This window comes from Kitasatospora sp. NPDC088779 (genome assembly GCF_040685395.1).
Classification (GTDB): domain Bacteria; phylum Actinomycetota; class Actinomycetes; order Streptomycetales; family Streptomycetaceae; genus Kitasatospora.
This window is the reverse complement of the sequence record NZ_JBFBHW010000046.1, coordinates 24090-40978: the sequence shown is the minus strand read 5'-3', so window position 1 is coordinate 40978 and position 16889 is coordinate 24090. Positions and strand designations below refer to the sequence as shown.

20 protein-coding genes are annotated in these 16889 nt (G+C 73.5%); 7 read left to right on the top strand and 13 right to left on the bottom strand.

From position 1 onward, the window contains the following. Window positions 1-31 precede the first annotated feature (31 nt). The 3 genes from AB0P03_RS31735 to AB0P03_RS31725 all read right to left on the bottom strand — a co-directional run bounded on the left by AB0P03_RS31735 (window position 32) and on the right by AB0P03_RS31725 (window position 2081). Window positions 32-241: a dodecin gene (locus AB0P03_RS31735; protein ID WP_063348261.1), complete on the bottom strand. Its 210-nt coding sequence runs from the start codon at window positions 239-241 to the stop codon at window positions 32-34. Window positions 242-423: 182 nt separating this feature from the next. Continuing rightward, a complete protein-coding gene (locus AB0P03_RS31730) occupies window positions 424-1386 on the bottom strand; it encodes an asparaginase (protein WP_363586565.1) in 963 nt (320 codons plus the stop codon). 74 nt (window positions 1387-1460) lie between these two features. Next, on the bottom strand, window positions 1461-2081 hold the full coding sequence (locus tag AB0P03_RS31725) for an ABC transporter substrate-binding protein (protein WP_363632086.1): 621 nt from the start codon (window positions 2079-2081) through the stop codon (window positions 1461-1463). Window positions 2082-2581: 500 nt separating this feature from the next. Between AB0P03_RS31725 and dtd the strand changes: the two genes are divergently transcribed. Beyond that, window positions 2582-3022, top strand: coding sequence for a D-aminoacyl-tRNA deacylase (gene dtd, locus AB0P03_RS31720; protein ID WP_363586563.1), 441 nt, complete (start codon window positions 2582-2584; stop codon window positions 3020-3022). Window positions 3023-3041: 19 nt separating this feature from the next. Here the strand turns inward: dtd and AB0P03_RS31715 are convergent, their stop codons facing one another. The 3 genes from AB0P03_RS31715 to AB0P03_RS31705 form a co-directional block, all read right to left on the bottom strand. After that, window positions 3042-4004, bottom strand: a complete 963-nt coding sequence (locus AB0P03_RS31715) for a glycine cleavage T C-terminal barrel domain-containing protein (protein ID WP_363586562.1) — start codon at window positions 4002-4004, stop codon at window positions 3042-3044. A gap of 10 nt (window positions 4005-4014) precedes the next feature. After that, a complete protein-coding gene (locus AB0P03_RS31710; protein ID WP_363586561.1) occupies window positions 4015-4479 on the bottom strand; it encodes a transcriptional repressor in 465 nt (154 codons plus the stop codon). A gap of 106 nt (window positions 4480-4585) precedes the next feature. Further along, entirely contained in the window at window positions 4586-5188 is a 603-nt protein-coding gene (locus AB0P03_RS31705; RefSeq protein ID WP_063348266.1) for an FABP family protein, read from the bottom strand. A gap of 348 nt (window positions 5189-5536) precedes the next feature. Between AB0P03_RS31705 and AB0P03_RS31700 the strand changes: the two genes are divergently transcribed. Further along, window positions 5537-5899: a DsrE family protein gene (locus AB0P03_RS31700; protein ID WP_063348267.1), complete on the top strand. Its 363-nt coding sequence runs from the start codon at window positions 5537-5539 to the stop codon at window positions 5897-5899. Window positions 5900-5902: 3 nt separating this feature from the next. Here the strand turns inward: AB0P03_RS31700 and AB0P03_RS31695 are convergent, their stop codons facing one another. The 7 genes from AB0P03_RS31695 to AB0P03_RS31665 form a co-directional block, all read right to left on the bottom strand. Beyond that, the gene (locus AB0P03_RS31695; RefSeq protein WP_350885170.1) at window positions 5903-6175 is read right to left on the bottom strand and encodes a DUF3099 domain-containing protein; all 273 of its coding nucleotides are present in this window, start codon (window positions 6173-6175) and stop codon (window positions 5903-5905) included. A gap of 118 nt (window positions 6176-6293) precedes the next feature. Continuing rightward, entirely contained in the window at window positions 6294-6584 is a 291-nt protein-coding gene (locus AB0P03_RS31690) for a DUF1416 domain-containing protein (RefSeq protein ID WP_030244525.1), read from the bottom strand. A 38-nt stretch (window positions 6585-6622) separates the two neighbouring features. Continuing rightward, the gene (locus tag AB0P03_RS31685; protein WP_363632085.1) at window positions 6623-7459 is read right to left on the bottom strand and encodes a sulfurtransferase; all 837 of its coding nucleotides are present in this window, start codon (window positions 7457-7459) and stop codon (window positions 6623-6625) included. Window positions 7460-7690: 231 nt separating this feature from the next. After that, window positions 7691-7771: an Ms5788A family Cys-rich leader peptide gene (locus AB0P03_RS31680; protein ID WP_350517234.1), complete on the bottom strand. Its 81-nt coding sequence runs from the start codon at window positions 7769-7771 to the stop codon at window positions 7691-7693. A gap of 286 nt (window positions 7772-8057) precedes the next feature. Further along, window positions 8058-8783 (bottom strand): DUF2993 domain-containing protein, encoded by a 726-nt coding sequence (locus AB0P03_RS31675; RefSeq protein ID WP_363586559.1) that lies wholly within the window; start codon window positions 8781-8783, stop codon window positions 8058-8060. A 180-nt stretch (window positions 8784-8963) separates the two neighbouring features. Next, window positions 8964-10340, bottom strand: a complete 1377-nt coding sequence (locus AB0P03_RS31670; protein WP_363632083.1) for a hypothetical protein — start codon at window positions 10338-10340, stop codon at window positions 8964-8966. A gap of 5 nt (window positions 10341-10345) precedes the next feature. Then, the gene (locus tag AB0P03_RS31665; RefSeq protein WP_363586557.1) at window positions 10346-10639 is read right to left on the bottom strand and encodes a MoaD/ThiS family protein; all 294 of its coding nucleotides are present in this window, start codon (window positions 10637-10639) and stop codon (window positions 10346-10348) included. Between the two features lie 679 nt (window positions 10640-11318). On the opposite strand from AB0P03_RS31665, the gene AB0P03_RS31660 reads away from it, so the two are divergent. From AB0P03_RS31660 to AB0P03_RS31640, 5 genes are all read left to right on the top strand, one after another. After that, on the top strand, window positions 11319-12050 hold the full coding sequence (locus tag AB0P03_RS31660; protein ID WP_350885162.1) for a response regulator transcription factor: 732 nt from the start codon (window positions 11319-11321) through the stop codon (window positions 12048-12050). A 126-nt stretch (window positions 12051-12176) separates the two neighbouring features. Beyond that, window positions 12177-13238 (top strand): LacI family DNA-binding transcriptional regulator, encoded by a 1062-nt coding sequence (locus AB0P03_RS31655; RefSeq protein ID WP_363632082.1) that lies wholly within the window; start codon window positions 12177-12179, stop codon window positions 13236-13238. A gap of 125 nt (window positions 13239-13363) precedes the next feature. Continuing rightward, the gene (locus AB0P03_RS31650; protein WP_363632080.1) at window positions 13364-14527 is read left to right on the top strand and encodes a trypsin-like peptidase domain-containing protein; all 1164 of its coding nucleotides are present in this window, start codon (window positions 13364-13366) and stop codon (window positions 14525-14527) included. A gap of 63 nt (window positions 14528-14590) precedes the next feature. Continuing rightward, on the top strand, window positions 14591-15361 hold the full coding sequence (locus AB0P03_RS31645; RefSeq protein WP_363586554.1) for a response regulator transcription factor: 771 nt from the start codon (window positions 14591-14593) through the stop codon (window positions 15359-15361). Continuing rightward, on the top strand, window positions 15358-16872 hold the full coding sequence (locus AB0P03_RS31640) for a HAMP domain-containing sensor histidine kinase (protein ID WP_363632078.1): 1515 nt from the start codon (window positions 15358-15360) through the stop codon (window positions 16870-16872). The genes AB0P03_RS31645 and AB0P03_RS31640 overlap by 4 nt, the downstream gene beginning before the upstream one ends. Window positions 16873-16889: the final 17 nt, after the last annotated feature.

The window sequence follows — 16889 nt, the reverse complement described above, 5'->3', positions numbered from 1 at the left end:
GGACGGGCCTGGGCGGGCCGCGGAAGCGGGCTCAGTCCTCCAGCCGGAAGCCGAGCTTCAGCCCGACCTGGTAGTGCTTCACCCCGCCGTCCTCCAGGTGGCCCCGGACCTGCGTCACCTCGAACCAGTCGAGGTTGCGCAGCGTCCGGGAGGCCCGCTCCACCCCGTTGCGGATCGCGGCGTCGACGCTCTCGGTCGAGGATCCGACGATCTCGGTCACCCGGTACACGTGGTCAGTCATGGCGGACTCCCTCAGCTGTGCGACGGCCCCCGGTCCACCGTGCACCGCCGCCGCTCCGCCCGCACGCCGACGGCCGCCTCCGGCCTCCCCGCATCCCCTGGAAGGCCGCCGGCAGGCCCCTGGCAGGCCCCGGGGAGGCCGCCGGCGCACCCCGGGGCGGCCGAGGGAGGCCGCGGAGGCCGCTAGAAGGCCGCCCGCACCTGCCCGACCGGGGCACCGCCGCCCAGCAGCGGGGCCGCCCCGATCCGCTCGACGGTCTCGTCCGCGCCGGTCACCCCGAGCCGGCGCAGCGCGGCCGCCAGCACCGGACCGCGGGCCCGCTCGCCGCCGTCGTCGATCTTGAAGGCGAGCGCCCGCCCGTCCGGCAGCGCCACCACCTGGACGGCCTCGGCGCCCATCTTGGACAGCGCGCCGGGGACGGCCCGCATCAGCCAGGTGTCGGCCCGGCGGGTGCCGGCCACGTACTCGGGGTGGGCGCGCATCGCGTCGGCCACCCGGCGGGGCGCCGTGCCCTCGGCGGCCAGCACCAGGCCGCGGTAGCCGCGTGCCAGGCCGGTCAGCGTGACGGCCAGCAGCGGCGCGCCGCAGCCGTCCACCCCGGCGTGCGTGGCGGTCTCGCCGGTGCCCTCCTCCAGGGCCTCGCGGGCCAGCCGCTGGATCGGGTGCCCGGGGTCGAGGTAGCTCGCGGTGTCCCAGCCGTTGGCGACGCAGGCGGCCAGCCAGCCGGCGTGCTTGCCGGAGCAGTCCATCAGGACGGGGGCGCGGCGGCCGCCGGAGCCGAGCAGCAGTTCCGCCTCGGTCTCGTCGAGCGGGAGGTCGGCAGGGGTGCGCAGGGCGGACTCGTCGAGCCCCGCGGAGCTCAGGATGGTCCGGACACCGTCGAGGTGAAACGATTCCGCGGAGTGGCTGGAGGCGGCCAGCGCCAGCAGCTCGCCCTCGATCGCCAGCCCGGCCCGCAGCGTGGCCACCGCCTGGAACGGCTTGGCGGTCGACCGGGGGAAGACCGGCGCGTCGGGGTCGCCGAGCGCGAACTCCACCGAGCCGTCGGCGGCGAGCAGCACCAGGGAGCCGTGGTGGCGGCCCTCGGTGAAGCCCGAGCGTATGACCTCGGCGAGGACGACGGGCGGGGTGGCGGACTGGGACATGGCGGGAGCCTTCCGGGGGTGAGGGTGGACCGGGGGGCGAGCCGGGCCCCGCCCGCCCGTGGTACCTCACCCGGTCAGAGCGGCCCCCCTGCGAGCAGGTCCTCGACCCGTGCTTCCCCATCACGGTACCTGCGGGTGATCTCCGCGCTGCAACCGTCGGCCGTCCGCAGCAGCCGCTGCCGCCGCCCGGACACCTCGCGCTCGTGCGCGCGCAGCCGCTCCAGCGCGGCCAGCAGCTCCTCCGCCGGGTGCGCGGCCAGGTCGGCGAGCTGGACGTCCCCCATCAGTTCGGCCGCCTCCAGCTGGGACTCGTGGCCGCGCGGCGGCCCGAGCGTGACGTGCCGGGCCGAGCGCCGCACGGTGGAGGGCGCGTCGGTCAGGATGGCCGGGAGGCGGTCGAGCAGGTCGCCGGGGGGCCCGTCGGCGCCGCCCGCCCCGGCCGGCCCGGCCGCCCGGACCGGACCGCCGGGCCGGCGGTCGAGTTCGGCGCGCAGGATGTCCATCCGCCCGTGCAGCAGCCGCCGCAGGTAGGAGAGGTCGGCCTCCTGCTCCAGGGTCTCCCGGCGCAGGATCCGCAGCTGGTCCAGGCCCAGCCGCTCCAGATCGGGCTCTATCGCCGTGCCCAGGGCCCCGGCGCCCCCGGCGACCTCCGCCACGTGCCCGGACCGGTCCCACGCCGCGCTGCTCGCGTCCATCAACCAACCCACCTGCCGTCGTCCGATCCCGCCCGCTCGCGGCACTGCGTCCCTGCCGCCGGTCCGGCCCGTCCCCCGACGGGCTCACGCGTCCCGTCCGTTGGCACGCCCGGCCGCCCCCGAAGGTTCCGGTTCCCGGCCGGAACCACCCACCGGGGCGATGCCGCCAGAACGCCTGACCTACGGGCTCGACCGCCCGGCCGAGCCCGGCCCGGTGCGGCGGACCATATGGCGCGCCGGGCCCTCCGTACGGTCCACCAGCGTGCCACCCCGCCCGGCGCGGGCGCACCGCCCGTGCACCCGAACGGCCCCCTGGCGAACGGGGGTGGCTGATATGACCGGACCTTTCCGCAGGAAGAGCGGCGCCCGACCCCGCGCAGGCGCGCACCACCCAGCGTGCACCACCTGTACACGCGCCCCTCCCGCACGCCCCGGGTGCCCGTCGGGCACGGCGCCGGGTGCCCGTCGGGCACGCTCCGGGCCTCCGGCACAATGGCGGCATGCGAGCAGTGGTGCAGCGAGTGACCGAGGCCAGGGTGACCGTGGCCGGAGAGACCGTCGGCGCGATCGAGGGGCCCGGACTCTGCGTCCTGGTCGGCGTCACCCACGAGGACACCCCGGCCAAGGCCGCCCAGCTGGCCCGCAAGCTGTGGACGCTGCGGCTGCTGCCCGCCGACGACGAGGGCGTCGAGCAGTCCTGCTCCGACCTCGGGGCCCCGCTGCTGGTGATCAGCCAGTTCACCCTCTACGGCGACGCCCGCAAGGGCCGCCGCCCGACCTGGAACGCCGCCGCCCCCGGCCCGGTCGCCGAGCCCCTGGTGGACGAGGTGGTCGCCCGACTGCGCGCGCTCGGCGCCAAGGTGGAGACGGGCCGGTTCGGCGCCGACATGCAGGTGGCGCTGGTGAACGACGGCCCGTTCACCGTCCTCGTGGAGGTCTGACCGCAGCCGGGCGCACGGGCTACTGCGGGACGATCACGTCCTGGGTGCCCGGCACCGTCCCGGCCAGCAGCACCGCGTCCACCGGGACGTTCCGCTTGACGATCGCCAGCGCGATCGGCCCCAGCTCGTGGTGGCGGGCCGAGGAGGTGACGAAGCCGAGCGGGCGCCCGTCCGGCTCCGCGGCCAGCCGCACCTGCGTCCCGTGCGGGGGCAGCGTCTCCTCGGTGCCGTCCAGGTGCAGGAAGACCAGGCGGCGCGGCGGCCGGCCCAGGTTGTGCACCCGGGCGACGGTCTCCTGTCCGCGGTAGCAGCCCTTCTGCAGGTGGACGGCGGTGCGCAGCCAGTCCACCTCGTGCGGGATGGTCCGGTGGTCGGTCTCGAAGCCCAGCCGCGGCCGGTGGCCCTCGATCCGCAGCGCCTCGTACGCCCAGACCCCCGCCGCCGGGCCGTACCCGGCGGTCAGCTTCGCCAGCTCGGCGCGCGGCACGAACAGGTCGCGCCCGTACGGGAGTTCGCGCACCGCCGCGGCGCCCTCGACGGAGGCGGTGGAGCCCGCCGGCAGGTGCACCACGGCGTACTCGGCGGTCGCGTCGGCGACCTCCACCCGGTAGAAGAACTTCATGCTCTCCAGGTAGCCCAGCAGCGCCTCCTGGGTGCCCGGCTCGACGTGCGCCCAGGTGGTGGTGCCGTCGTCGACCAGGTAGAGCGCGTGCTCGACGTGCCCGTTCGGGGAGAGCACCAGCGCCTCGGTGGCCTCCTGCGGCGCCAGCGCGCTGACGTGCTGGGTGAGCAGCAGGTGCAGCCAGGCCAGGCGGTCCTGGCCGGTGACGGTGAGCACGCCGCGGTGCGAGAGGTCCACGAAGCCCGTGCCCCGCGCGAGGTTGCGTTGCTCGCGGAAGATGTCGCCGTAGTGGGCGGCGACGCCCTCGTCGGCGCCTTCGGCGGGGACGGCTCCGGGCAGGCTCAGCAGCGGGCTCTTCATACCGGCCAGCTTACGACCGGCCGTCCGCGAGCTTGGCGGTGCAGTCGGCGCAGCGGCCGAAGATGGCGAAGTGCTTGAGGTCGGTGTCGAAGCCGTGCTGTTCGCGCAGGCTGCGGATCAGCGGCTCGGCGATCTCGGTGCCGGTCTCGGAGACCTTGTCGCAGTCCCGGCAGACCAGGTGCAGGTGGTGGTGGCGGCCGGCCAGGTGGTAGGTCGGGGCGCCGTGGCCGAGGTGGGCGTGCGAGACCAGGCCGAGTTCCTCCAGCAGCTCCAGGGTCCGGTAGACGGTGGAGATGTTGACGCCGCTGGCGGTCTGCCGGACGTGGCAGAGGATCTCGTCGGGGGTGGCGTGGTCGAGGCGGTCGACGGCTTCGAGTACGAGCTGCCGCTGCGGGGTCAGCCGGTAGCCGCGTTCGCGCAGGTCGGCCTTCCAGTCGCCGGAGAGCTGCCAGTCGGTGGTGCCGGTGTCCGCCACGGTGCTGTCCCTGCCAAGGTCGGGGGTCCTGAGGCAAGTGTAGGGACCGGCCGGCGGCCGGTCCCTACCTCACGCGAAAGCCGTACCGCTCAGCGGAGCGCCGGGCTCACTTGAAGAACGCGATGCCGTCGTCCGGCAGGTCGTTGATGTCCTTGATCAGCTGGGCCGGGCTGAGCACCTTCTTCAGCTGGGCCGACATGTACGGGCGCAGCGGCACGTTCGGGGCAGCCTTCTCGCCGACCCAGAGCAGCTCCTCGTTGACGAAGCCGTACAGCCGCTTGCCGCCCGAGTACTCCGGCGAGCCCTCGATCCGGGCGACCGCGTCCGTGGAGACGTCGATCTGCGGCTTGCCGTCGGCCAGCTCGCCGTACCAGATCTCCACGGTGCCGTCGTCGCGGACGGACGAGATCTCGATCCCGCGGACGCCGCTGGTGCCGTCGTGGTTGCTGGTGATGCGCCAGAACGCGTGCTCGTTCTCCAGCGGGCGGACCTTCTCGCCCTCGTTGTCCAGCACCCAGGTGCGGGAGCGGAACTCCAGGAAGGGCCGGCCGTCGTGCCGGATCACGATCTCCTGGCCGAAGTTGCACTTCTCGGCGCCAGGGCCCTCTTCATCTGGCAACGGGGCATAGACGCCCGCGCCCTCCCAGGTGCCGAGGAGGAAGGCGAGCGGGACGACGTCCTTGTGGAGGTCGGAGGGGATCTCGATCATGTTCCTGGTCGCTGTCGTCGTCGGTGTGGGCTGCCTCAACCGTACGGCAGGATCAGCGCTGGCCCTGGTAGAGCTTCATCACCGAGAAGATGGCGAACCAGGTGATCAGCACGGCCATGAGGGCCAGCAGACCGTCGAAGAAGATTTCCAGACCGGACACGGGTGGCTCCCAGGCGGCGACAGTGTGGTGGATTTTGCTGCCGCTCACTCTATCCGCCGGTCATCGACCGGTCGCGGTGAGCCCCACCACGTCATCGTTCGCGCCGATTCTCCTCCGCCGTCCAAGGTTTCCCCAAGGGATCCCGGGATGACGGCGAGCGGGGGCCGCGAGCCCTCTAAGGTGGCGCCATGTCGAAGAAACTCGTCATCAAGGTCACCGCCGGGGCCGATGCGCCGGAGCGGTGTTCGCAGGCGTTCACCGTCGCGGCGGTGGCCGTCGCCAGCGGGATCGAGGTCTCGCTCTGGCTGACCGGGGAGTCCTCCTGGTTCGCCCTGCCGGGGCGGGCGGCGGAGTTCGAACTGCCGCACGCGGCACCGCTTCCGGACCTGCTGGAGGCGATCCTCGCGAGCGGCTCGGTGACGCTGTGCACCCAGTGTGCGGCCCGCCGGGGGATCGTGCAGCAGGACACCGTCGAGGGCGTCCGGATCGCGGGCGCGCAGGTCTTCGTCAGCGAGATCATGGCGGACAACGTCCAGGCACTCGTCTACTGACGGCTACGGGTGCTCCTCGTGGTCGGGGCGGTCCCGGTCGTGGCCGGGCTCGTCCCACTTCGGGTCGTCCCAGCGCGGGTCGTTCCACCAGTCGTCGTCCGGGTCCCGCTTGTTGGCGAACACGGCGGCGGCCGGCGGGATCACCATCGCGACCACGCACATGCCGATGGCGGCGGGCACGGAGAAGAACCTCACCACGCCCCAGGCCAGCACGAACAGGCCCAGGCAGACGCCCATCAGGGCGAAGTAGTAATGCCGCCGCCGCCTTGTCTGCACGTCTCCACGGTACGACCGAGGGCCCTGCCGCGGCAGGGCCCTCGGTGTACTCCGCCCGTGGATCAGGCGGATCGGGTGGTTCGGGTGGCTCAGGTGGAACGGGCGGATCGGGTACCGATCAGACCGCGATCGCGACCTCGACGGCGGCGCCCTGGGAGGCCACCACCTGACGGTCCACGGTCTGGCCCGGCACCAGCGCGCGCAGGGTCCACTTGCCCGGGCGGGCGAAGAACCGGAACTGGCCGGTCGCCGAGGTGGGAACCTCGGCCGTGAACTCGCCCCCCTCGTCGAGCAGCCGGACGTAGCCGTTGACCGGCTCACCGTCGCGGGTCACCGAACCCTGGATGATCGTCTCGTTCGCCACGTCAACTCCTGCCAGGTCCGGGCCGCCGGCCTTCGCACCGCACATGTCTTGTCTTCCCTTCTGACGACGGTCGAGCCGCGGGCTCAGTTGCTGCCGAGCTCGATCGGCACGCCGACGAGGCTGCCGTACTCGGTCCACGAACCGTCGTAGTTCTTGACGTTCTCCTGGCCGAGCAGCTCGTGCAGGACGAACCAGGTGAGCGCGGAGCGCTCGCCGATGCGGCAGTAGGCGATGGTGTCCTTCGCCAGGTCGATGCCCTCGGCCTCGTACAGCGCCTTGAGCTCGTCGTCGCTCTTGAAGGTGCCGTCGTCGTTGGCGTTCTTGGCCCACGGGATGTTGCGGGCGCTCGGCACGTGGCCGGGGCGCTGCGACTGCTCCTGCGGGAGGTGCGCCGGGGCGAGCAGCTTGCCGGAGAACTCGTCGGGCGAACGGACGTCGACCAGGTTGAGCTGGCCGATGGCCGCGAGCACGTCGTCGCGGAAGGCGCGGATCGAGGAATCGGCGGCCTGCGCCCGGTACTCGGTGACCTCGCGGGCCGGCACCTCGGCGACCAGGTCGCGGGAGTCCAGCTCCCACTTCTTGCGGCCGCCGTCCAGCAGGCGGACGTCACCGTGGCCGTACAGCTTGAAGTACCAGTAGGCGTACGAGGCGAACCAGTTGTTGTTGCCGCCGTAGAGCACGACGGTGTCGTCGTTGGCGATGCCCTTGGCGCTGAGCAGCGCGTCGAAGCCGGCCTGGTCGATGAAGTCGCGGCGGACCGGGTCCTGGAGGTCCTGCTTCCAGTCGATCCGGACGGCGTTGCGGATGTGGTTCTTGTCGTACGCGGAGGTGTCCTCGTCGACCTCGACGATGACGACCTTCGGGTCGTCCAGGTGGGCCTGGACCCAGTCGGCGTCGACCAGGACGTCGCTGCGGCTCATGGTGGTGTTCTCCATCCGAGGGCGGTGTGCGGAAGGTTCTGCTCGGGCGGTGCTGCTGGGTGCCCGGGCGACTGCGGTCCGAATTCCTGTCCGAATACTGGGACGGGAGTGGCGGTCCGGGCCGACCGGCGGGGAGCTGCGGGGTGCGGCGGCGACGGCCGGCCGGGGTGGCCGGGCAAGGTCACCGGGAAAATCGGCGGCGGGCTTCAACTGCCCAGCCAAAACGCCGAGTTAGCGCATTCGACACAGACAGGCGGCCACGCGGCACAGGTCGACCGCCCGCCGCTTCGTGAGATCCGTCTGTCGCTTCATGTCGACGATGCTAGGGACACCGGAGGCCCGCTGTCATCAGCGTACCGAATGTCGAGACTGAATAGCCCGAATGCCGAGATTTGACCCTTTCATGGCCTGCGGGGCCGCCGTCCCGCCCGAGGCCGGCGGCCCCGGGCGGCCCACAACGGGCGGAAACGACACCGCTCCGCGAGAGGCGCCGGACGGCGCGTCTCGCGGAGCGGAACGCAGGAGACGGAAGAAATGGAAGGAACGGAGGGAGGGAACGGGGGGAGGGAACGGCACGGGAGCGGAATCGACCGGCCGGTCAGCCCAGCAGGTTGACGCCCTTGCCCTCGAAGGTCAGCTGCAGGCCCTCCGGCAGCGGCGTCGCCCCGTCCTTGTCGGCCAGTTTCAGCCCGGCCGGGAGCGAGTCGAGGGTGAAGCTCATCGGCTTCAGCCGCTGGTCGGTGACCCCGGCGAACATCCCGGCCAGCGCGCTGAGCTGGAAGCCGTCCGCGGTGACGGTGCTCCCGCTGCTGTGCACCGAGCCCTCGCCGACCGCGACCGGCCCCAGCGCGGCCTTGATCTTGCCCGGCCCGCCGTACGACAGGGCCAGCCGGGTGTTGCCGCCCACCGGCAGCTTGCCCGCCCCCGACATCAGCTGGGAGGCCGGCGGCAGCAGCTGCGCGAGGTCCGCGTACGAGATCAGGCCGCTGCCGGTGCCGCTGTCCACCGTGGCGCTCCTCAGGCTGTCGCTCACCGTGACGCCGGACAGCCGGGCCTTGAAGGAGCGCAGCGCCACCTGGCGGCCGCCGTCACCGACGGTCAGGCCGTCGGAGGAGATCCGGACGTCGTCCAGCTTCATCGACAGCGCCTGGGTGAGGAACGGGAAGCCCTCGATCGAGATGTCCGGCCGCTGGCTCATCCGGCCGCTGCTCACCATCCGGTCGGCGGCCTGGTCCTCGGCCACCCCGACCGCGATCCGGTCGGCACCGACCAGCAGGCCGGAGAGCACCACCAGGCCGATCGTCGCCTTCAGCCATCCGCGCATCGCACTCCCCGTCGTCGCCGGTCGCCGTCGTCGTTCGCTGTCCTCGTCCGGTGTTCCTCGCCCGGCGTTCCCTGCCCGGCGTTCCATGGCGGCCCCGGCCAAGGCCGTTCCCGCCCGACCGTACGACGTCCCGCCCCGGAGCATGGTTCCGGAGCGGGACTCGCCGTCGTCGGCCGGGTGTCAGCCGGCCAGCAGGTCCGTGGCGATCCAGATCAGCGGCGAGGCCACCGCCAGCGGCAGCGCCACGCCCGCCGTCATGTGCACGAACCGGGACGGGAAGTCGTACGCCGCGACCCGTCGGCCGACCAGCGCACCCAGCCCCGCCAGCACCCCCAGCGCCGGCGGCGCGCCCACCAGCAGACCCAGCAGCACCGCCGCCGCCAGGCCCAGCACCGGGCCCAGCAGCTTCGGGCCGGGCAACGGCGCCGCCGCCAGCACGGTGGCCAGCGCGACCGCGCCCACCCCGGCCGGCACCCAGTCGGCCACCAGCAGCGAGGTGCACAGCGCCGTCACCACCGTGGCCGAGCCGAGCACCGTCAGCGCGTAGAACCGCTCCTTCGGGTCCGAGGGACGGAACGTCTGCAGCACCAGGACCAGCAGGAAGAACCCGCCCAGCGTGCCGACCACCGCCGCCACGCTGCCCTCGGAGTCCGCCAGCAGCACCGCCGCGTCCGCGGTCAGCCCGGCCAGCGCGGCGAGCGCGATGCCCTGGCGGGCCGGCCACATCCCGTTCAGCCGGAACCAGCCGGCCGCCGTCAGCACCTGGAGCAGCGCCACCACCAGTGCCAGCGCCACCTGCCCGAGCGCGGCGCCGCCGGCCAGCAGCGCGGCCACGCCGGCGGTGATCAGCGCGGGCTGAAGGCCCGGATCGATGATCGGCGAACCGGTCCGGCCGCGCGGGCCGGCGGGCGGTGCCACCGGCGCGGGCCGCGCCGGGACGGCCGCGTACGGCGGCGCGGCCGGGGCGCCCGCCGGGCCGCCGGGGGCGACCGGGCGCTTGAGCGTCATGGTCGGCGAGTCGAGGGCGGGCGCTCCCTGCCCCTGCTGCGGGGGCGCCGTCGGCGGGGCCGCCTGCCGCGGGACCGGTGCCGGAGCGGCGTGCCGGGCCTGCGGCGGCGCGGCATGCCGTGCCGCCGGCGGCGGCGGGGCGGGCGTCCAGGCCGGCGGAGCGGTCGGCATCGCGCCGGACACGACCACCGGCGGCAGCAGCGTCGTCGCGGCCGCGTCGTCCATCGGGGGCACGGGCGGCAGCAGCGTGGTGGCCGCGTCGTCCATCGGCGGCACGGGCGGCAGCAGCGTGGTCGCCGTGGCGTCGTCCAGCGCGGGGACGGGCGGCAGCAGCGTGGTCGCCGCGTCATCCATCGGCGGCTGACCGTACCCCGGGTAGCCGTACGGCGGCTGCTGCCCCGGCTGCGGCGCCTGGGCCTGCGGGTACGGCGGCTGCGGGTACGGGGGGTGGGGCTGCTGCTGCGGATGCCGGTAGGGCGGCTGGGGCGGCGGGGACTGCTGCGGCCACTCGCCGTAGCCGCCCTGGTTCGCGTTGTTCATGTCCGTCACGCCGCTCAGCCTCCCGCGAACGGGGGCAGCACCTCGACCGTGCCGCCCTCGGTGAGGGGCACGGCCGTGTGGTCCCGGCCGCCGACCTGGGAGCCGTCGACCAGGTAGGAGCAGTGCCCGAGCAACTGGACGAGCTTCGGCCGGTCCGCGTGCCGCCGCCTGGCCTGTGCCAGCGCCTCCGCCAGGGTCACCGCCTCGTACGGCTCCTCGGCCAGCCCGGCCTCGGACTTCGCGGCCGCCCAGTAGCGGATCGTCCCGCGCACCCGGGCGCCGCTCGCGGGCTCCGTGGTCGCACCCATCGGGCCACCCCTTCTCGTCGTCCTCGCCCGGCCCCGGTGCCCCGGTCCGGCTCGCCACCGGGCCGCCCGACCACCCGAAAGATGGACTCGCACGGCGCCGCCGATGTGCGTCCCATGATGGCGTGTCCGCCGCCACGAGGGGCAATCGCCCTGGCCGAGGGGGCCCGGAGGACGGCTCGAAGCTGTGTCCAGGCTCACCCGGCGCGCGCCCGGATTGGGCGAACCGCCGGATTCGAGCCCTCCCGGCGCGGAGGGCCGTCGGCTATTCTCGACGTCCAAGAGGGATCCGGGCAGAGTCGCCCCCGGGTCCTTTTGTGCTTTCAGGACGCCAGTACGGACATTCTTGCGATTCGTCGGCCCACCCCCGGCGCGTCGCGGGAACCGCCCCGCCCCACGCGGCACGACGACGTGCCCCGGCCGGCCGGGGTGTCCACCCGGCACCCGGGCCGCCGCCCGGGACCGGAACAAACCGGAGGATTCGCGGGATGAACAGGGCAGAAACGGTGCGCCAGGGGTTGCGGGACCCTCGGCGCGTGCGCCGTCGCGTCCTGCGCACCGGCCGGTCCTCCGGCGCTCCTCGGGCGTCCGTCCTCCTCCCCCCGCCCTCAGCACGTGCGCCATCCGGCTGTGGCGGCAGCCGTAACGCGACCGCGACGACCCGGAAAGGGGACTACCGGGTATGAGTTCTCTCCTCCTCCTCACCAACGCTCTGCAACCCTCCGCGGAGGTGCTGCCGGCCCTCGGCCTGCTGCTGCACAACGTCCGGGTGGCCCCCGCCGAGGGATCCGCCCTGGTGGACACCCCCAGTGCGGACGTCATCCTGGTCGACGGCCGGCGCGACCTGCCGCAGATCCGCAGCCTCTGCCAGCTGCTGCGCTCCACCGGCATCGGCTGCCCGCTGATCCTGGTGGTGACCGAGGGCGGCCTCGCCGCCGTCACCGCCGAGTGGGGCATCGACGACGTCCTGCTGGACACCGCCGGCCCGGCCGAGGTCGAGGCCCGGCTGCGGCTCGCACTCGGCCGGCTCCACATCAGCACCGACGACAGCCCGATGGAGATCCGCAACGGCGACCTCTCGGTCGACGAGGCCACCTACTCCGCCAAGCTCAAGGGCCGGGCGCTCGACCTCACCTTCAAGGAGTTCGAGCTGATCAAGTACCTCGCCCAGCACCCCGGCCGGGTCTTCACCCGGGCCCAGCTGCTGCAGGAGGTCTGGGGCTACGACTACTTCGGCGGTACCCGGACGGTGGACGTGCACGTCCGACGGCTGCGCGCCAAGCTCGGCGTCGAGCACGAGCAGCTGATCGGCACCGTGCGCAACGTCGGCTACCGCTTCGTCGTCCCGGAGAAGCCGGAGAAGGGCGAGCGCCCGGAGCTCGCCCAGCGCCCCTCGGCGCCGCTGGAGGCCTGACCGGCGGCCGGGCGGGCCGACCCCGCCCGGCTTGTCCGGTTCGCTCCCCCGGCACCTGCCGAAAGCCTTGCCGGAAAGCCCCAGGTCCCACTGCCGACGCGCACGCCACACGCGTAGACTCCCCCCGTGGCCAAAGTGACGCGCGACGATGTAGCCCGGCTGGCTGGTACCTCGACCGCGGTCGTCAGCTACGTCATCAACAACGGGCCGCGCCCGGTCGCGCCCGCGACCCGGGAGAAGGTCCTCGCCGCGATCGAGCAGCTCGGCTACCGGCCGAACAGCGTCGCCCAGGCGATGGCCTCCCGCCGGACCAACCTGATCGGCATGGTCGTCCCGGACGCCCGCCAGCCCTTCTTCGCCGAGATGGCGCACGCCGTGGAACGGGCCGCCTCCGAGCGCGGCAAGCTCGTGCTGATCGGCAACTCCGACTACGTGGACGACCGCGAGGTGCACTACGTCCGGGCCTTCCTCGGCATGCGCGTCTCCGGCCTGATCCTGGTCAGCCAGGGCCCCTCGCAGCGCGCCGCCGAGGAGTTCGCCGCGATGGAGGGCGCCAAGGTCGTGCTGCTGCACCGCCGCCCCGAGGCGATCGACGACGTCGCGGTGGTCACCGACGACGTGGGCGGCGCCGAGGCCGTCGTCCGCCACCTGCTGGAGGTGCACGGGCACCCGTACGTGGCCTGCTTCGGCGGCCCGGTCGAGTCCCCCGCCCCCGGCGACCCGGTCATCGACCACGTCGAGGGCTGGCAGCGCGCCATGGACGCGCACGGCCTGCCCACCGAGCCCCACCTGATCGACGCGCCGTTCCACCGCTACGGCGCGTACGAGGTCGCGCTCGGGGTACTGCGCTCGCCGGACCGGCCGCGGGCGATCTTCTGCTCCACCGACGACCAGGCGATCGGCGTGCTGCGGGCCGCCCGCGAGGTCGGCCTGAAGGTCCCGGAGGACCTCGCGGTGGCCGGCTTCGACGACGTCCCCGAGGCCGCGCTCGCCGACCCGCCGCTGACCACCGTCGCCTCCGACCGCGACGCGATGGCCCGGGCCGCCGTGGACCTGGTGCTCGACGACTCGCTGATGGTGCCCGGATCGGACACCGAGCGGGTCCGCAAGTTCCCGTCCCGCCTGGTGATCCGCCGCTCCTGCGGCTGCGGCGGCGCCGCGGCGGTCCCGACCGGGGAAGCGGAGTAGCGCACTCCGCTCCACCCGCCGCCGCACACCGCCTGACCAGGCTTTATGAGAACCCAACGGGCTTCTCGGACCCTTCTGAGCCGGTTCTCATGCCATCCTCATCCACCAGGCGGACTTTGGTCTGCATGAGCGAACAGCAGCAGCACCACGACGAGCAGTACGGCCCGTACGAGCCCCGCGTGGTCGAGGGCACCGTCCTCGGCAGCAGCGCCGCCACGACCGCCTACGGGTACCGCGAGGACCACTCGGCCGGCGGCTTCGACTCCCCGCCCCCGCCCATGCCCCCCGAGCCGCCCACCGCCGGCCGGCCCGGCGGTCACGGCGGCCACGGCGGCCACGGCGGCCACGGCGGCCACGGCAACCGCACCCGGCGCGGCCTGCTGCGCGGGCGGCTCGCCCTGGTCACCGCCGTCGCCGCGGTCGCCGCCGTCATCGGCGGCGTCACCGGCGGGTTCGTCGCCGCCGAGCAGCACGGCTCCGCCACCCGCACCAGCACCGTCGCCAGCCCCGTCTCCGCCCGCTCCGACGGCGGCGCCGACGTGCCGGCCATCGCCGCCGCCGTCTCGCCGAGCGTCGTCCAGATCACCGTCAAGAACGGCAACGGCACCGCCACCGGCACCGGCGTCATCCTCGACACCAGCGGACGGATCCTCACCAACTACCACGTGATCGACACCGCCGCCGACGGCGGCCAGATCACCGTCACCTTCAAGGACGGCTCCACCTCCGCGGCCACCGTCACCGGCACCGACAAGTCCCTCGACGTCGCCGTGATCACCGCCGGCGGCGGCAAGAACCTCACCCCCGCCACCCTCGGCGACTCCTCCGGCGTGGCCGTCGGCGACCCCGTCGTCGCCATCGGCAACCCCGACGGCCTCACCGGCACCGTCACCTCCGGCATCATCAGCGCCGAGAACCGCGACGTCACCGTCCAGCTCGACGAGGGCACCACCAGCAGCAACGGCGGCTTCGGCTTCCCCAGCCTGCCCGGCCTGCCCAACCTGCCCGGAACGCGCGGCAACCTCCCGCAGCAGAACAGCGGCAGCACCACCACCTACAAGGCCTTCCAGACCGACGCCGCCCTCAACCCCGGCAACTCCGGCGGCCCGCTCATCAACGCCAACGGCCAGGTCATCGGCATCAACTCGGCGATGTACGCCCCCAGCGGCGCCAGCTCCACCGCCGGCGGCGGCGGCAGCAGCGCCGGCAGCGTCGGCCTCGGCTTCGCCATCCCGATCAACGACATCAAGCAGGTTCTGCCGAAACTGGAGGCCGGCCAGAACCTGTAAGACGGACAATTACCCCCGGTACTCCCAGCAGGCCCTCCACCCGACGAGAAAGGGCAGCAGCCCATGACCCCGTCCGCCGACGACCGCACCCCCGCCGAGGCCGGCCACCCCTCCGCCCGGCTCCTCGTGGTCGACGACGAACCCGCCCTCCGGGACGCCCTGGAGAGCAGCCTCGCCTTCGAGGGCTACGAGGTCGCCACCGCCACCGACGGCTACGAGGCCCTGGAATCCGTCGAACGCGACCGGCCCGACCTCGTCCTGCTGGACATCATGATGCCCCGGATGGACGGCCTCACCGCCGTCCGCCGGATGCGCTCCCGCGGCGACACCGTCCCCGTCCTGATGCTCACCGCCCGCGACGCCGTCGGCGACCGCGTCACCGGCCTGGACGTCGGCGCCGACGACTACCTCGCCAAGCCCTTCGAGCTCGACGAACTGCTCGCCCGCGTCCGCGCCCTGCTGCGCCGCAACGCCCTCGCCACCGAGGCCGCCGCCCGCGCCGCCGCCGAGGACGAGAGCGAGGTGCTGGCCTTCGGCGACCTGCGGATGAACACCGCCACCCGCGAGGTCACCCGCGCCGGCAAGCCCGTCGAACTCACCCGCACCGAGTTCATGCTGCTGGAGATGTTCCTCTCCCACCCCCGCCAGGTCCTCACCCGCGAACAGATCCTCAAGGCCGTCTGGGGCTTCGACTTCGAACCCTCCTCCAACTCCCTGGACGTCTACGTGATGTACCTGCGCCGCAAGACCGAGCAGGGCGGCATGCCCCGCCTCATCCAGACCGTACGCGGCGTCGGCTACGCCCTGCGCCCGGCCGCCGGCGCCACCACGTGACCTCCCCCACGCCCTACCCGCCCCCGCCACTGGCTCCACCCGGCGCCCCCCGCCGCCGGCGCCTCACCCACTGGCTCCGCTCCCGCTCCCTCCGCAGCCGCCTCACCTTCCTGAGCGCGGCCGCGGTCGCGGTGGCCATCGCCCTGTCGGCGCTGGCCTGCTGGTTCATCGTGGAACAGCGGATGTACGGGCTGATCCGCAGCGACCTCCAGAACATCCGGGTCCAGCTCCCCCCGATCAACATCAGCGACTGCGCGGCGACCCCCCAGGCCGCCCTCCGGAACCTCCAGGGCAACGTCCGGCAGCCCCCGGTCGGAGCCTCCGTCCCCCGGGACACCCAGTACGTCCTGCTCGGCCCGGCCCGGCCCCCGCTGGTCTGCCTGCCGATGAGCGCCAGCAAGGCGATCCTGGTCCAGACGGACGACAGCAAGGTCCTGAACCTCAAGCCCGGCCAGTCGATCATCCGGGACGGCCACTACACCAACGGCAAGCCCGCCATGGTCCTGGTGACCAGCGCCCCCTCGGAGGTCCTCGGCTATCCGACCGCACTGGTGCTGGTCGCCACCTCCACGCAGGCCGCCGAGGAATCTCTCCGGCAACTCGCCTTCATCCTCGGCGGCGTGGCCCTCGGCGGGATCATCCTCGCCGCCATCGCCGGCCGCGTGGTCGCCCGGTCCGCGCTCAAGCCCGTCGACCAACTCACCGACGCCGTCGAGCACATCGCCCGCACCGAGGAGGTCGGCACCACCATCCCCGTCCAGGGGGACGACGAGATCGCCCGGCTCTCCACCTCCTTCAACTCGATGAGCACCGCCCTCGCCAACTCCCGCGAGCGGCAGACCCGTCTGATCGCCGACGCCGGGCACGAGCTGCGCACCCCGCTCACCTCGCTGCGCACCAACGTCGACCTGCTGATCCGCAGCAACGACACGGGCCGCCCGCTGCCCGCCGCGACCAAGACCAAGCTGCTGGGCAACATGAAGGCGCAGATGCAGGAGCTCACCGTCCTGATCGGGGACCTGCTCCAGCTGTCCCGCCCGGACTCCCCCAAGCCGGTCCACAACCCCACCGTGGTGGCCCTGCACGAGATCGCCGGACGGGCGGTCGAGCGGGCGGAGCTGCGCGGCCCGGGGCTGGTCTTCGAGACCGCGACCGACCCCTGGTTCGTGCACGGCGACGCCCCCGGGCTCGAACGCGCGGTGATCAACCTGCTGGACAACGCGGTCAAGTACAGCCCGCCCGGCGGCACCATCGAAGTCCGGCTCCAGCAGGGCGTGTTGACCGTCCGCGACCACGGCCCCGGCATTCCGCCGGAGGAACTGCAGTACGTGTTCGACCGGTTCTGGCGTTCGCCGTCCTCGCGGCAGCTGCCCGGCTCCGGCCTGGGCCTGTCGATCGTCGCGCAGAGCGTCCGGGAGGCGGGCGGCGAGGTGTCGCTGGGCCCGGCCGGGGACGGCGGCCCGGGCGCGCTGGCGACCGTCCGGCTGCCCGGCGGCCCCACCCCCGAATAGGGCGGGACCGCGGACAA

Coding starts and splice junctions, on each gene's coding strand:
- AB0P03_RS31645 (WP_363586554.1), top strand. CDS start 14,591: ATGACCCCGTCCGCCGACGACCGCACCCCCGCCGAGGCCGGCCACCCC.
- AB0P03_RS31690 (WP_030244525.1), bottom strand. CDS start 6,584: ATGTGCGGTGCGAAGGCCGGCGGCCCGGACCTGGCAGGAGTTGACGTG.
- AB0P03_RS31725 (WP_363632086.1), bottom strand. CDS start 2,081: ATGGACGCGAGCAGCGCGGCGTGGGACCGGTCCGGGCACGTGGCGGAG.
- AB0P03_RS31650 (WP_363632080.1), top strand. CDS start 13,364: ATGAGCGAACAGCAGCAGCACCACGACGAGCAGTACGGCCCGTACGAG.
- AB0P03_RS31735 (WP_063348261.1), bottom strand. CDS start 241: ATGACTGACCACGTGTACCGGGTGACCGAGATCGTCGGATCCTCGACC.
- AB0P03_RS31705 (WP_063348266.1), bottom strand. CDS start 5,188: ATGATCGAGATCCCCTCCGACCTCCACAAGGACGTCGTCCCGCTCGCC.
- AB0P03_RS31715 (WP_363586562.1), bottom strand. CDS start 4,004: ATGAAGAGCCCGCTGCTGAGCCTGCCCGGAGCCGTCCCCGCCGAAGGC.
- AB0P03_RS31685 (WP_363632085.1), bottom strand. CDS start 7,459: ATGAGCCGCAGCGACGTCCTGGTCGACGCCGACTGGGTCCAGGCCCAC.
- AB0P03_RS31675 (WP_363586559.1), bottom strand. CDS start 8,783: ATGCGCGGATGGCTGAAGGCGACGATCGGCCTGGTGGTGCTCTCCGGC.
- dtd (WP_363586563.1), top strand. CDS start 2,582: ATGCGAGCAGTGGTGCAGCGAGTGACCGAGGCCAGGGTGACCGTGGCC.
- AB0P03_RS31730 (WP_363586565.1), bottom strand. CDS start 1,386: ATGTCCCAGTCCGCCACCCCGCCCGTCGTCCTCGCCGAGGTCATACGC.
- AB0P03_RS31660 (WP_350885162.1), top strand. CDS start 11,319: ATGAGTTCTCTCCTCCTCCTCACCAACGCTCTGCAACCCTCCGCGGAG.
- AB0P03_RS31665 (WP_363586557.1), bottom strand. CDS start 10,639: ATGGGTGCGACCACGGAGCCCGCGAGCGGCGCCCGGGTGCGCGGGACG.
- AB0P03_RS31700 (WP_063348267.1), top strand. CDS start 5,537: ATGTCGAAGAAACTCGTCATCAAGGTCACCGCCGGGGCCGATGCGCCG.
- AB0P03_RS31680 (WP_350517234.1), bottom strand. CDS start 7,771: ATGAAGCGACAGACGGATCTCACGAAGCGGCGGGCGGTCGACCTGTGC.